This is a genomic window from Dyadobacter frigoris, assembly GCF_005280585.1.
Lineage (GTDB): Bacteria > Bacteroidota > Bacteroidia > Cytophagales > Spirosomataceae > Dyadobacter > Dyadobacter frigoris.
Genome location: NZ_SZVO01000010.1, coordinates 295,456 through 310,088 on the forward strand (window position 1 = coordinate 295,456; position 14,633 = coordinate 310,088).

The 14,633-nt window shown below is 43.1% G+C and carries 11 protein-coding genes; 5 read left to right on the forward strand and 6 right to left on the reverse strand.

What is annotated here, in order from left to right; all coding sequences use genetic code 11:
- Positions 1–326: 326 nt before the first annotated feature.
- Complete coding sequence (locus tag FDK13_RS21765) at positions 327–1,187, reverse strand: helix-turn-helix domain-containing protein (protein ID WP_137342125.1); 861 nt, start codon at positions 1,185–1,187, stop codon at positions 327–329.
- A gap of 76 nt (positions 1,188–1,263) precedes the next feature.
- Positions 1,264–2,562: a spondin domain-containing protein gene (locus tag FDK13_RS21770; protein WP_137342126.1), complete on the reverse strand. Its 1,299-nt coding sequence runs from the start codon at positions 2,560–2,562 to the stop codon at positions 1,264–1,266.
- A 383-nt stretch (positions 2,563–2,945) separates the two neighbouring features.
- On the opposite strand from FDK13_RS21770, the gene FDK13_RS21775 reads away from it, so the two are divergent.
- The gene (locus FDK13_RS21775) at positions 2,946–3,602 is read left to right on the forward strand and encodes a peroxiredoxin-like family protein (protein WP_137342127.1); all 657 of its coding nucleotides are present in this window, start codon (positions 2,946–2,948) and stop codon (positions 3,600–3,602) included.
- Between the two features lie 1,311 nt (positions 3,603–4,913).
- Here the strand turns inward: FDK13_RS21775 and FDK13_RS21780 are convergent.
- On the reverse strand, positions 4,914–6,896 hold the full coding sequence (locus FDK13_RS21780; RefSeq protein WP_137342128.1) for a copper-translocating P-type ATPase: 1,983 nt from the start codon (positions 6,894–6,896) through the stop codon (positions 4,914–4,916).
- Between the two features lie 629 nt (positions 6,897–7,525).
- Between FDK13_RS21780 and FDK13_RS21785 the strand changes: the two genes are divergently transcribed.
- From FDK13_RS21785 to FDK13_RS21800, 4 genes are all read left to right on the forward strand, one after another.
- Entirely contained in the window at positions 7,526–8,296 is a 771-nt protein-coding gene (locus tag FDK13_RS21785; RefSeq protein WP_137342129.1) for a PRC-barrel domain-containing protein, read from the forward strand.
- Between the two features lie 195 nt (positions 8,297–8,491).
- Complete coding sequence (locus FDK13_RS21790) at positions 8,492–9,646, forward strand: baeRF3 domain-containing protein (RefSeq protein ID WP_137342130.1); 1,155 nt, start codon at positions 8,492–8,494, stop codon at positions 9,644–9,646.
- A gap of 58 nt (positions 9,647–9,704) precedes the next feature.
- The gene (locus tag FDK13_RS21795) at positions 9,705–10,019 is read left to right on the forward strand and encodes an HPF/RaiA family ribosome-associated protein (protein ID WP_137342131.1); all 315 of its coding nucleotides are present in this window, start codon (positions 9,705–9,707) and stop codon (positions 10,017–10,019) included.
- Between the two features lie 168 nt (positions 10,020–10,187).
- Complete coding sequence (locus FDK13_RS21800; RefSeq protein WP_137342132.1) at positions 10,188–10,949, forward strand: PRC-barrel domain containing protein; 762 nt, start codon at positions 10,188–10,190, stop codon at positions 10,947–10,949.
- Positions 10,950–11,143: 194 nt separating this feature from the next.
- Here FDK13_RS21800 and FDK13_RS21805 read toward each other — a convergent pair whose 3' ends face one another.
- The 3 genes from FDK13_RS21805 to FDK13_RS21815 all read right to left on the reverse strand — a co-directional run bounded on the left by FDK13_RS21805 (position 11,144) and on the right by FDK13_RS21815 (position 14,608).
- Positions 11,144–11,953, reverse strand: a complete 810-nt coding sequence (locus FDK13_RS21805; protein ID WP_137342133.1) for a YihY/virulence factor BrkB family protein — start codon at positions 11,951–11,953, stop codon at positions 11,144–11,146.
- Positions 11,954–12,176: 223 nt separating this feature from the next.
- Positions 12,177–13,061, reverse strand: a complete 885-nt coding sequence (locus FDK13_RS21810; RefSeq protein ID WP_137342134.1) for a F0F1 ATP synthase subunit gamma — start codon at positions 13,059–13,061, stop codon at positions 12,177–12,179.
- Positions 13,061–14,608, reverse strand: coding sequence for an alternate F1F0 ATPase, F1 subunit alpha (locus FDK13_RS21815; RefSeq protein WP_137342135.1), 1,548 nt, complete (start codon positions 14,606–14,608; stop codon positions 13,061–13,063). The genes FDK13_RS21810 and FDK13_RS21815 overlap by 1 nt, the downstream gene beginning before the upstream one ends.
- Positions 14,609–14,633 lie beyond the last annotated feature (25 nt).

Genomic DNA, 14,633 nt, shown 5'->3' on the forward strand with positions numbered 1-14,633 from the left:
GTAGATAAAAGAAATTGTCTATTCTTAAAAGTTAAACCGGTGGAAAGCTATTTTTCCGGTCTCCTTGGATTCGGCCATTCCAAAAATTTCTTACTTTTTCTTAAAGAATAAAACCCTGGCCTATCACGCTAGTTATTTGACCAGCGAATGCTAAAGATGTAAATCTAGTGTTTCCAAAGATTGTGACCGGTAATATAAAACATCGGAAATTGGCCAGTTTTATAGGGTGCCTATAATTCTGAGCGAGTAGCCAATGAAATCAGAAGATCTTTATTAGACTGATTGTGCGTATCACATATCAGTATTTCAGAATCCGTTATTTTAGATTATTTTCCTGATGTAAGCATCTGCTGTCCTCTGAACTCCGAAAAATTAATTCCGGCATTCAATTTAAAAAAACGGCTAAAATGAGCCATACTCGTAAACCCAAGCTCGCAGGCAATCTCCTTCGCTGATTTGTTTGTGAAATACAAATAACGTTTCGCTTCGGAAATGATCCTTCTTTGAATAAGTTTCGATGGGGAAGGATAGTTACAAAGTCCAAAAATGTTAGTAAGTGTTTTGGGTGACTTATTCATCGCCTGGGCATAAAACTGAACCTCGTGCTCCTTACGGTAATTGGCTTCAACCAGTAAATTAAACTTACGGATAACATCCATTTTCTCCTCTGAGAAACAGTCGTAATTCTGGGTTTGCTTTTTCGCTATACGGGTGATTTTAATGATCAGCCGTTTTAAAAGTGTACGCAGCATCTCACCCTGCATCTTATCTCTAATCGACATATCCTCGACACACATTGTTTGAATCGTCAGGATGCCTTCTATTTCTTCTTTAGACAAATGAACAAAAAGAGGGTTCTGTATACCGTAAAACAGAAAACCCACACATCCCACTTCGGCATCATGATCAGCAATGCAGTAAAAACTCCGGTTAAACTGCCAGGCGATCAAATTTTCGGGCTCATCAAAAATAAAATGCTGGTTGGAAACAAGCGGGAGTATACAGCCTGATGGAAAAGTGTGGCGAATTTTATCAATTACAACCCCCTGCTGCACTCCAAGGTTTAATACGATAGTAGATAACACCTCCTTACTTCCGTTCAAAAGTCCTTCACCTTTCAGTGACCCTTCGCCGTCACTTACCCTAAACTGTCCGTACGTCATCCGGTCTTCAAATTGCCATTTCATATTCTTGTCGGTTTAATAAACCATTAACCGGGCATTTATTTTCAAAGATAAATGCCCGGATCTTAAATTCAACTGTTTATTTGAGCGTCACCTTTATGAAATCAGCGATTGCAGGAAGCGTCGTATAAGGATTCGGATTTGGTACCGCTGCAATAGGCTTGCTTTCGGCGAGAGGCGTTCCGGCCAGGTTGAACTGGGTAATGCCTGCTCCGGGGAATTGGTCAAGGGCTGTTCCGTTATCATAAAGTTTTATGCTAGAAGAAATGTCACCTTTTTGGGTTGCATCCACCCCGTTATCGACCATTGTAAAAAACCAGTCGTTTGAAAATCCATACATGGTAGCAATCGCAAGGCGGTCACCGCTTGCAACGGAAAGTTCCTGGGATACGCTGCTGCCTGCCATGCCATTGATCATTGGAAGAAGCACCGTACTTGAAGCCGCGGCCAGGATATAGGCATTTTTTACCCCCGGTTTTGTTTTCAAAAACGCCGCGAGATCCGCCGCATTTCCCTGCTGCGCTAGTCTTTTCAGACCTTCTCCACGGTCATTTTCGCCTACCTTGAATATCGGGTTATCAATTCCATTGTAAATGACTACCAGAATTGGCGAAAGCGGTGTAAAAATGCCTGTTTTTGTCTTAACGTAGGTAGTCAAAGGGGTGTTGTCTCCCATTTCAGCAATGGAAGTCAATCCGTTGGCAGTAGGCATACCTTCGGAATATAAAGGTGAAGGGCTTAGCAAATTACCTCCCACAATATAGGAAACCGACCACACACCCGGGCTAAAAGGGGTTTCATTGGCAGTCCCGCCGGAAATATTTTTCAGCGTCAATGTAAAATAGGAATTGCCGTCATACTTTAATGTTGCCTGCATCAAAGAAGATGCGGCCAAGTAGGTATTTCCCTGTGCATCTGCGCCTTTTACCTCGGTGATATTCTTAGAATCCGCTGCGCCCGGATGGGTTACGGCTAAGCCAGGCACCTGGTTAATACGCGTTCCGTTATCCCAAAGCTTGATCTGGGATGATACATCTCCCTCGATCGGTGTACCGGCACCGTCATAAACGAGTATCCCTGGGTTGGAAGGTGCAAAAAACAAATCGTTAGACCAGCCATACATTGTTGCAAAAGATAATGCCTCTCCTTTTGCCGCCGAAAATTTGATACTCACCGATTGGCCAGGGAGTATGACAGCCGGAGTACCTGTCCCCTGAAATGTGCCCGACTGAACCAGTGGCCTTGAATCCAAAACATTTTCGATGGTAATTGTTGTCTTATTGTCCATCATTTCAGGATCATGGTCGGTACAGGCTCCAAAAAAAATGGGTGAAAAAGCCAATGCCGCCCGGTAAATGATCTGTGTGTAGTTTTTCATAATTGTCTCTTTGTTTGCAGGAAACAACCTTGTTTCCTATTGATGTTTTATAAGACAAATGTATGGGTCCGGGTAATATGGATAAATGCCCGTATTTCCCGATTACTTGCCCAAACCTCCCGGGCCGGTAATTTATCTGAAACGAGACTCTGGACAGAAAACCAAGTACATAAGCTTTGCAGACTTGGTAATCTGGGAATACTCGCCTTCCTGCGTGCATCGGGCAAAACCGTCAATCATTCGGGAATTCTGGTCATTTTCAGCTTTCAAAATACTGTCTATCTTTCGCTCCAATACATTCCCATCTTTTAATCCCCAAAAAAATGACTCAGTCAGAACAAATTTCAATTTTCAAGACCATACTAAAATGCACATCCTTAATTATGATTTTGATATGCCCGACGGTGCATCCGGTATCCGCCAGACCGGTACCAACTAAAAGTCACTTTATTTCCAGCTGGACTGAAAAAGACAGCACGGACTTAAAATCGTGCACCATTCCATCATACCCGCAAGACATCAGTCCGCTGCTTAACGGGGAAACAATTCCTGTATTGAACCTGATTGATTTGGCTGGAAAAAGCGTTAGCCTAAATGAAGTTGTTTCAAAAAAACCAACCATACTTATTTTTTACAGAGGCGGCTGGTGCCCCTACTGCTCCAAGCAACTATCGGGCATACAATTGATTGAAAAAGACCTTAATAAAATGGGCTATCAGGTGATTGCGACAAGCACAGACAGCCCCGAAAACCTGACATTGACTATAGACAAACAAAAATTATCTTACATGCTTTTATCGGATGCGGATCTTCACGCGTCAAAATTGTTTGGGATAGCATTTAAAGCACCTGCTGATTACGATAAAATACTACCAGAGGCGTCGGCTTACAAAAACACAGAGAAGCTTTTGCCGGTACCGTCTGTTTTTATTCTGGATAAGAAAGGTAAAATACTCTTTGAATACATTAACCCTAATATTACCGAAAGGATAAGTCCGGAGCTATTAAAGGCTGCTGCTTCGGCCTTAATTAAAATGTAAGCAAAGCTTTTAATCATGTCTGGAATCTGAACATGATTGAGTAAAAACAGTTACCTACTACAATGCAAATCAGTACCGTTAAAAAAAGACCTTCCTTCACAAAACATACAAGAAAAAGATCAAGAGACCGAGAGATATCAACTGGACTTTTGATCTTTTTTAAATGATTCCAAAGCAAAATCTCTGACAAAATATTACAGTACACATACTTGCATGTTGTTATGGCTATTGTAAGTGTCCTTGATAATCAGACACCCAAAAACCCTGAAAGGTCAATAGATAACTTAAAATCAAATTTAAATCGAATTAACGCTTAGGGAAATCTATGCTAGCTTTCACCTCTTCAATTTGCTGCGTATATCGGTTACAATGGGCGGATATCAGCAAGATAAACTGATAATCATCGTATGTCCCAATGGGTAATACTGCGATATGATTTCGTAAATCTTCCTTAGTACTTCTAACAAAGGTGATCAGTTTGTTACGGTTTTCTTTGAAGGATGTAAGTGCTTCATCCAAATTTTCATAATGCGAATTTGCCGGTTGCAAGGTTTCAAAAGTTTTCGACTTGTGCGAACGGTCTTCGATAGCTTTGATCAGTGAATTTGATTTCTTCTCTTTTTTCAGGGTTTGAAGGCTTTTTAAGAAACTCTTCTACATTATTCTTCCAGAGATTTTTTTCGCAGCTGCAATATGTTTAACACATTCCTCTATCCTCCATTTGCCGACAGCAGGTTTGAACGTTAATTGCAACCCATTCAAATCCTATACTACGTCATTTACTGCTAATTCCCATTGTGTTAAAAAGTTTAATGCATAATCGATTTCCTAATCCGTAAGCATGATCGGTCATGCAATCCTACGATGAAGCACTATCCACTGATAAATCGTTCATTCCTCTACTCTATTTTCACCACGTTGCGCTATAAAAACAACCTGGTGCCGATGATCATTGGCATTACGGTATACTGTCATTACTAATCTTTATTATCCCCGGCGTTACCCGGTTTTTCAGTCTGGAAACAGTGAATCTTAGCCAGCTGATAATTAGTGTCGGATTTGTGATTACGGTCTGGTATGAGATCGTTAAATTTTATAGTCGCAAAAAAGATAAATCCCAATGATAAGCATCCACAAATCAATGGTTTAAGTGAACATTATCCTGCATTTAATTACAGCCAGTTTGGATAGATACATCACCCACAAAATGAATTGAGTTTCATATATAAAAATAGACGGATAAATAATTGTGGCTTTACACTTACAAATCATAGCGCACAATTCCAAAAAGCTTTATGGTAAACGCTTGTCTTACTTCACTTTCAACAAACTTGCATTGATTGCGACCACAACGGTACTCACGGCCATTAAAGCAGCACCCACTGCCGGATTTAATAAAATACCCCAGCGATACAGCACACCGGCAGCCAAAGGCAAAGCAACCACGTTATACGCCGTAGCCCAGATTAAGTTCTGAATCATTTTGCGATGCGTTGCTTTGCCAAATAAAATAAGGCTTACAATGTCTTTGGGGTTGCTGTTTACCAGTACGATTCCCGCTGTTTCGGCGGCGATATCACTTCCACTGCCAACCGCAATACCGATATCAGCCTGCGCCAGGGCGGGTGCATCGTTCACGCCGTCGCCGGTCATGGCTACAAATGCTCCGTTTTTTTGTAGTTCCTTTATTTTTTCAAGCTTCTGATCAGGCAACACTTCCGCCGTAAAACTTTCCATGCCCAGGGTTTCGCACACACTTTTTGCCACCTTCTTGTTATCCCCGGTCAGTAAAATAGACTTGATATTATTCTCTTTCAATGTCTGGATAGCCCCTGCCGACTCGGGCCTGATCTGATCTGAAAGGGCAATATATCCGGCCAGCTCGGTATCGATGATCAAAAAAACAACTGTTTCCGTATCATTGACTTTCAGGTCTTTGACCGTGATATTATTTTCCTTCAGATAACCCGGACTAACAACCCGCATTGTTTTGCCTTCTACCTTTGCCTCGATTCCCTGGCCGGTAATGGCTTTGAAATTTTCCGCAGATGGCATATCCAAAGAAAGCGCTTTGGCTTTTTCCAAAATACCGGTGGCAATGGGATGCTCTGATTTTTGTTCCAGTCCCGCCGACAAGCGGATGATCTCATCTTCGGTCATGTCCTTTTGGACAGGAACCACTTTTGATACCTCGAATTTTCCTATTGTCAGCGTACCTGTTTTGTCAAAAACAACGGTGGTGATTTTCCTGGCATTTTCGAAAGCAGATCTGTTTTTAATCAGGAGACCATGTTTTGCAGCCAGCGACGTAGATCTGGCTACTACCAGCGGCACAGCCAACCCCAACGCATGAGGGCAGCAGATGACGATCACCGTCACCATGCGCTCGATGGAAAAAGCAAGGTTCTGTCCACTTATATACCAATAAGTAAACGTGATAATACCTGTACCGAGGGCGATAAAAGTCAGCCATTTTGCGGCCGTATCTGCCAGCAGCTGCGTCTGGGATTTTGATTTCTGCGCGTCATCCACGAGCTTGATCACCTTGGATAGGTACGAATCCTTGGCTTCATGCGACACCGTTACCTGTATGGAACCGTTCCCGTTGATCGAGCCGGCAATCACCTTATCGCCGTTTGTTTTTTTCACTGGTTTAGATTCCCCCGTCAGCATCGACTCGTTCAGATAACTTTCTCCTTCCGAAATCACACCGTCGGCCGCAATTTTTTCTCCGGGTTTTACAAGAATGATATCGTTTTCCCGAAGTGTATCAGTTTCTACATCCTCTATGCTGTCGCCTACCATCTTATGAGCATCTGACGGCATCAGTTCTACCAGAAGTTTAAGTTCTTTTGAAGCACCTGCAATAGACTTCATTTCAATCCAGTGCCCCAGCAGCATCACTAAAATCAGACTTGCCAATTCCCAGTAGAAGTCCATGCCTTTCAGACCAAATACCGTTGCAGTACTGTACAAATAGGACACAGTAATCGCAAAGCCGATGAGTGTCATCATGCCTGGATTTTTTTCTTTCAGTTCACTGACTAACCCTTTTAAAAATGGCCAGCCTCCGTAAAAAAAGACAATCGTCGACAAAGCGCACAGGATGTAGGACGAGCCCGTAAACTGCCAGTTAACTCCCATAAACTGCTGAATCATCGGAGACAGCATCATAATAGGCACGGTGAGCACTAAAACAACATAAAAACGCCTTTTAAAATCCGCAATCATCATCGCATGATGATCTGCGCCGCCCATGTCTTTCATTGGCTTTTTATGCATCGAATGTTCCATATATCAATTTAATTTTTCGGAATAAATAATAACCCCAATTGCCCAAAATCTTAAAACTGCTGTAACGGCCCAGGCAATCACCCGTTCCACAAAGATGAAAACTGTCCATTCGGCAAGTGTTATACCAAAGACAAAATAAGTTATACAAATCACATACCGGAATGGGGTTTACCACGCTCATCGCGAGAGACAATTCTGAAAATGGTAAAAAAAATACATAAATGCCGAAGCAGGCGAGCCAAATGAAAATTTACACAGGCACCACAGATTTCACGATTAACCCTTTCCAAACCTGTGATAATTACAACTTATTCTATGTAATATGTAACCTCACCAAGTGAAGGATGCCCACCTTTGCGAAGAGCCATAATTTAATTTGTTTCACTAAAAACGCTTAAAGCTGGCCTATTACAGCAAATAGATACCATCACTGCCGCTTATGTTGGTCGTTTTTACTTTTCAGGAATTGAGATCTTGCAGCCAATGCGCAAGGCTAAAAAAGTCCACCCAACTATCTGGATTTCTCTGCATTATTTCTTTTGTTGTAAAACTGCCCTAACTGAACCGTGATGGAACGCTGTAAATGATCAGAATACAAAAAATAAGACATTATTAAAACAAACTTAAACATGAAACGAAGCCTCAACAGTTTAACCGGTTACACCATGCGCGCTACGGATGGCGAAATCGGCAAAGTCAAAGAATTTTATTTTGATGATCAGACATGGACGATCAGATACCTCATCCTGGAAACAGGCAGCTGGTTTTTCGGGAGGAAAGTGCTCATTTCTCCTGAGGCTCTAACAGGCATCGACTCGGTAAATTGCGCTTTTGATGTCAATATCACCAAAGAGCAAGTAAAAACCAGCCCCGATATTGATACGGATATGCCCGTGTACCGACAACAGGAAGAGCTGTTGTTTGCGCATTACCCATGGACGAGCTACTGGGGTGGAGGTTATGGTGGTTTCGCCTCTGGAACCCCGTGGATGATACCCCCCGTGCCCGTTTCTGTTGAACAGACGATAGATACCGAGAAAAATAAAAATGAGACCGAGCCGAAGGGCGATACACATCTGAGAAGTACGGCCAAGACATTGGACTTCAAAATACATGCCGAAGATGGCGAGACTGGAACTTTTGCAGACCTTATTATCGATGATGCCAGTTGGCAGATCAAATTTCTGGTAGTCGATATGAGTGACTGGAAATCAGACAAAAGGGTACTCATTTCACCAGATTCGATCAATCAGATTAAGCATAGCACAGAGAATGTCATTATTAACCTGACAGTTGATGAACTCAAAAACAGTCCTGATTATGATCCGACTGAACCTGTAAATGAGGTTGTAGAGACGAACTTCCGTGATTATTACGGACGATTGGTTTCTACCGAATGACCTGATCGCCTTATCCGATAAGCATATCCCGGAAGTCTGTTTTATATCGACATGCAGAGGTTTTCTCAATAATTACAGTAAATGGAAATTTGAAATTTTCAATATGCTGTTGCTTTCCGGGATTTGCAAAAGCATTGGCCCGGTTATTTCAGGGCTAATAGTATTGAAAATGTTTTATGAAAAATTGTAAAAGTTATGAAACTACCCACCAAAGAATTAATTCAGGAATTATCATCCGTCAATATAGGTCCTTGCTTATCGGTATACATGCCGACACACCGGACGCATCCCGGTAATGGTCAAAATCCTATCCGTTACCAGAATATGCTCAAACGGCTTGAAAGCTCTTTGTCAGAAAAATATTCGGAGAGCGAAATAAAAGCATACCTGGCACCCTTTGAAAACCTTAAAGACGACCGGGACTTCTGGAACCACAATCTGGAAGGACTGGCCATTTTCAGCTCCGGAGAAATTTTCGAAACCGTCAGCCTGGCTTTACCTGTGGCCGAGCTACTGGTAGTTGCCGAAAGCTTCCACACGAAGCCTATGCGCCAGTATCTGCAAACCGAAGACCGGTTTCAGATTCTCGGCCTGACGTTAACGGAAATGCGTTTTTTCGAAGGCAACAGATTTTCAGTATCTGAAATAGAACTGGGAGAGGATATTCCAAAGACTATCGAAGAAGCCCTTGGAAGTGAACTTACTGAAAAACATACAACTGTGGCATCCTACGGCGGTGTAGGTGGCGAAAGTGGCAACATGCACCACGGGCATGGCGCTAAAAAGGATGAGACGGATAAGGATTCCGAGCGGTTTTTCAGGATTGTGGCAGAAACTGCTTACGAAAAATTTTCGAAGCCTTCCGGTCTTCCTCTAATTCTGGCCGCTCTGCCAGAACATCGCAACCTGTTTAGAAAGGTCAACAAAAATCCATTTTTGCTCACTGACGGCATTGACCTCAATCCGGACGCATTGTCTGCTGACAGACTGAGAACGATGGCCTGGGAAGTAATGGAGCCAGAGTATGATCAAAGGCTGAAAAACTGGTCTGACAAGGTGGCCCAGGCCATGGCAGATCAGAAAGGAAGCGATCTGATCGGGGATATTGTGGCGGCTGCCACATCGGGCAGAGTGGAAACGCTGTTGCTGGAAAAGGACAGGATTATCCCCGGAAAAATCGTGGATGCAGCGAACGGACTTATTGAAACAGGTGCGCTATCAGATCCTGAAACAGATGACCTGCTAGACGATATTGGAGAGCTTGTTGAGAAATTTGGTGGAAAGGTTCTTGTGCTACCTGCTGAAAAAATGAACGTGGAATCAGGCGCTGCCGCTATTTTCAGATACTGACCTCGGTAATTCATTTTCCAGACTCAAAAAAATCAACTCATTAAACAAATTAAGAACCATGACTATTCAGTTTAATACCGATAAAAATATAACAGGCAGCGAAGAAAAAGCCGCCCCGCTTGTGGAATTCCTAACCAATGATCTCAGTAGGTTCAGTGATCACATTACCCGTTTGGAAGTACATATCTCGGACCAAAATGGCAACAAAGATGGCCTGAATGACGTCCGCTGCAAGATTGAGGCAAGGATGGAAGGGAAACAGCCGATAGCAGTAAGCAACGACGCAGATACCAGTTCAATGGCTGTAAAAGGTGCAAGCGATAAGCTAAAAAGTGCACTTGAAACAATTGTTGGCCGTGCCAGAAGCTATTGAAAGGAAATATTATCCCCGGGTGTGGCATAGACGCCCGGGGATTTTTTTGAAAACATAATTATCGAATGCCTGACCATTGAAAATATGGAATCCTGTACCTAAGCATCCACAGGATATTTCGCTGTCTGGCTGATTAAAAATGAAGTAAATTTTAAATTAATATTTAATATGAAACGGAGTATAAAGAGTTTGGTCGGATTTACGATGGGCGCCATTGACGGTGAAATAGGAAAAGTGAAAGAATTCTACTTTGATGATAACACCTGGACGATCCGTTACCTAATTATTGAAACCGGCAGCTGGCTTTTCGGCCGTAAAGTGCTTATTTCCCCTCAGGCAGTATTAACCTCTGATTGGGAAAATAAAGTTTTTCTTGTAAACCTTACAAAAGAACAAATTAAAAACAGCCCCGAGATTGATACTGAAAAGCCTGTCTCGCGCCAACAAGAACTAGAACTTTACGCGCACTATCCCTGGACAGGCTATTGGGGTGGGGGAATTTGGGCTGGTGGCATGGGTACTTCCGGAATGATGATGTCACCCTCTTTGCCTCTGGAAACAGCAGTTCACGAAAAACTTCACAGCGAAGAAGCAATTAATCCGCATCTGCGCAGTACAGATCATGTTACTGGTTACAACATAAAAGCCATCGATGGCGAAGTTGGCGATGTAGAAGACTTTGTAATTGATGAAGGCACATGGAAACTTGCATTTATGGTGGTCGATACGGGAAATTGGTTTCCAGGAAAAAAGGTACTTATATCGCCAAATTGGATAAAAGATATACAATGGGATACTTCGGATGTGATGGTGAACGCATCGGTTAAGCAGATAAAAGACAGCCCCGAATATGATGCAGATACCTACCTGAGTGATGATTATGAGACTAACCTTCACACTTATTATGGCGGTTTTATTTCACAAGAATAGTAAGCAAAACATGAAAATGTCAAACAAATTACTTGTTCATGTTTTGCTCTTTTTGGAGCTGGTTACTGCTTGACAAGGTAATATGGATTTGTAGGACAGAATCGTCCGATCTACGGTAATGAAGGCGCGCATCAGTGGGTACAAAGATCAATTCAGTATCCTTTTTAGCAACTTTCCTTTAATCTGACAAGCATTTATTGTTCAAGAACAGCATTTAGCTCCGCCCCTAAAAGTACGACGGTCGCTGAATATTGAAAAAACACCAGTGTAATAATTACTCCGCCAATACTGCCATAGGCCAGGTCAAAATTTGCAAAATATCCGAGATAAACTGAAAACAACTGCGCAAGCGCCAGCCATAAGATCGTGGCGAAGATGGCGCCCGCAGACACTTTTCGCCAGTTTTTGTTGTGATTGGGCAGTATCCGATACATAATAGAAAAAATCAACGCCAATAAAATAAATGCCAAAGGGAAGCGCAGGATGTTTATCAGCTTAAACCAATTCATCGAAAGGGAAATATATTTTGATATAAAATCCGTAAGGAGAGGCCAGATAATAACCATCACGGCCAGTACAACAAAAGTGATTGCACTGCATATAACAACTACAATGCTTTGTAAGCGTCTTTTCCACAATGGTCGCATTTCTTGAATTGCATACACGCGGTTCAGGCCGATACGTAACCCCTCAATACCAGAAGAAGATATCCATAACGTTCCGAGCCCGCCCAGTGTGAACAGGCCGGAAGAGCGATTTGCTAATATATTGTTGATCACAGGAGTAACAGTATCCACGATCCTCGGCGGTATATAGCTGAAAGCATAGTTGATAAGCATTTGAGATGCGTCCGCTTTGCCGAACAAACTGGCAGTGGCCATTATAAAAATAATAAAAGGAAAAAATGCGAGCAGGGAAGAGTAAGCAGCATAACCTCCAAAAATCAGGATATCATCGTCGATTGCACCGGAAAATGTCTTAAGAACAATTTTCTTTAATTTCATATTGCTGAAAATAATACATTGTACTACCTGTATGCAGCACAAAAAAAACCTGTGCGCCAGATCAAAGAGCAGAAGCTAAAATTCCTATACCATTATCGACGGTTAATCAACTGACTACCGTAGAAACTGATTTTTATCGCGTAGAAAATGTCGGCAAACTAACAGTTCCAGCGGTTGAAGGAGACCAGCTGATAAATAAAATAAGAAAACGCCAATCCTATTCCTAATCTTTCAACGCTTCGAATCCGGATACGACATCAAAAAGTTCTTCATCAATAGAGCTTTGCCGAAGGCGATTAAATTTAAATCCCAGGTCAACAACCAATTCCTGAATACTCTTTTCTGCACGCTGCATCGCTTGCAGCCGGCTTGCATTTTCGCTGGCCAGTGATTCGGCACACGCTTTGAATATAGATATAAATAAATACTCCCGAATAAGTGCTGACAATGTTCTCTTCGGATCGCCCACGACCTGCGGCAGATTGTTTGACGGCCATTTTGTTTTTGTAAAACCGTCGAGCCAATTTTCATCCAGTGGCAATATCTTTTGAACCACGGGGGTATAACCGTAATCCGATTTGGGCTGGTTGTGAAAAATGTAAACTTCGGGGTTTTCAAATTCAGCGGAGTCCTGATGAATTTTGATCAAAATCTCCCCTACCAGCGGCGAGATCAATTGAACCGAACCCGGAACCAAAAATAGCTTCTTCGGCTCCAAATCTGCATCGGATAAAAGTAACCCGACACGTTCCCCAATGGCCCATACTTTTTTTTCTCCGGGTAATTCGTTCAGCTTATTTGAAACAAAACCTGTCAGGGAATCATTGAACTGACCGACCAGGCCCTGATCCGATCCAAAGACGATGGCAATGATTGGCTTCGGAGTCTTTTTTGGCGGCAATTTAGGAATTGTAGATCTGTCTGGTCTGTTATTGCCAAGATAGGCTGCAATTCCCAAAACAACATTGTCGCTGTAATCTTTCAGTGAACTCAGTGCCGTTTCATACTGTCCAATATTGGACGCAGCCATGGCTTTCATCGTTCTGACGACAGATTTGAGATCCGCTGCGCCGTCAGCTTTCCTTCGAAGACTTTCCAGTGTATCCATTAGCCTTTCGTTTTGGTTTGCTCGGGTTGATCCCGAAAAGTGCCAAGCACATCTTCGGCGATATCCAGAATTGCCTGACGATCCTGATCCGATTGTTTTTCGTCTGAGAACAAACGTTTCAGCGTATCATCCGGAATTTTATCGACGCTTTCAACCAGCGCATTCTGAGCTTCCTGCATTTTATCCTCAGGCACCGTATCCAAAAGACCAGCGGTCAGCGTCAATAGCACAATGAACTGCTCAGGAACAGACATCGGTTTGAGCTCTTGTTGTTTAAGACAGATACGTATGCGTTTACCATGTTCAATGATCTTTTTGGTATTGTCATCCATCCGGGTTCCAAATCGGGAAAACGTTTCCAGTTCCTCAAACTGCGCATATTCAAGTTTCAGATTGGCAATGGACCGATACGTCCGTAGCTGAGCCGCACCACCCACACGGGATACCGATTTGCCCACATCAACGGCTGGTAATATGCCCAGTTCAAATAGTTTTGGAGAAAGATATATTTGTCCGTCCGTAATTGAGATTAGATTCGTTGGGATATAGGCTGAAATATTCTGGGCCTCTGTCTCGATAATCGGCAATGCAGTGAGTGAGCCGCCTCCCAATTTTTCATCAAGACGTGTAGAGCGTTCCAGAAGTTTGGAATGAATATAGAAAATATCTCCCGGGAAAGCTTCCCTTCCGGGCGGCCTGCGGAGTAAGAGAGATAACTCGCGATACGCTCTGGCATGGTTGGTCAGATCATCATAAACGACCAGCACATCCCGCCCCTTTTCCATAAAATATTCAGCAATGGAGGTGGCGGCATATGGACAAATATATTTGAGCCCGGGTGCGTTATTACCTTCTGTAACCACCATTACGGTATAATCCATGGCCCCCTTCTCCGCCAGGTTTGCACGTACTTTTGCCACAGATGATGCCCGCTGGCCGACGGCACAATAAATGCAGATCACATTTTTATCCCGCTGATTCAGAATGGCATCGATGGCAATGGCCGTTTTCCCGGTCTGCCGGTCGCCCAGGATTAGCTCACGCTGCCCACGCCCAATCGGAATCAAGGCGTCGATTACTTTGATGCCTGTTTGCAGAGGCACACTCACGGCGCGCCGGTCCATAATTGCAGGCGAGGGCCGTTCTATGGGCAACCGATCGCTGAAAACGATCTCCCCTTTTCCGTCCACAGCTTCCCCGAGCGGATTGATCACCCTTCCTATCAAAGCATCTCCAACGGGTATATCAGTTACTCTTCCAGTCCTTTCGACCTGATCTCCTACATTCAGCAACGAGTCCTCGCCAAGCAAAATGACGCCTATTTCTTCTGCATCCAGATTGTAGGCAATTCCGAAAAGGCCGTTTGGGAATTTTAGTAACTCCTCAAATCCTGCACCAGGCAGGCCGATTACTTTGACAATACCGGTCGAAACGCTGGTGATCACACCCGTTTCTTTGAGTGATAAAGCGAAGTTATATTTCTCCCTGCTCTTTTCAAGCAACTCAAAAGCATCATCGACCGCCTTACCCGCCTGGCTTGAAAACATATTGTTTTATTTAAGTATTGAATAG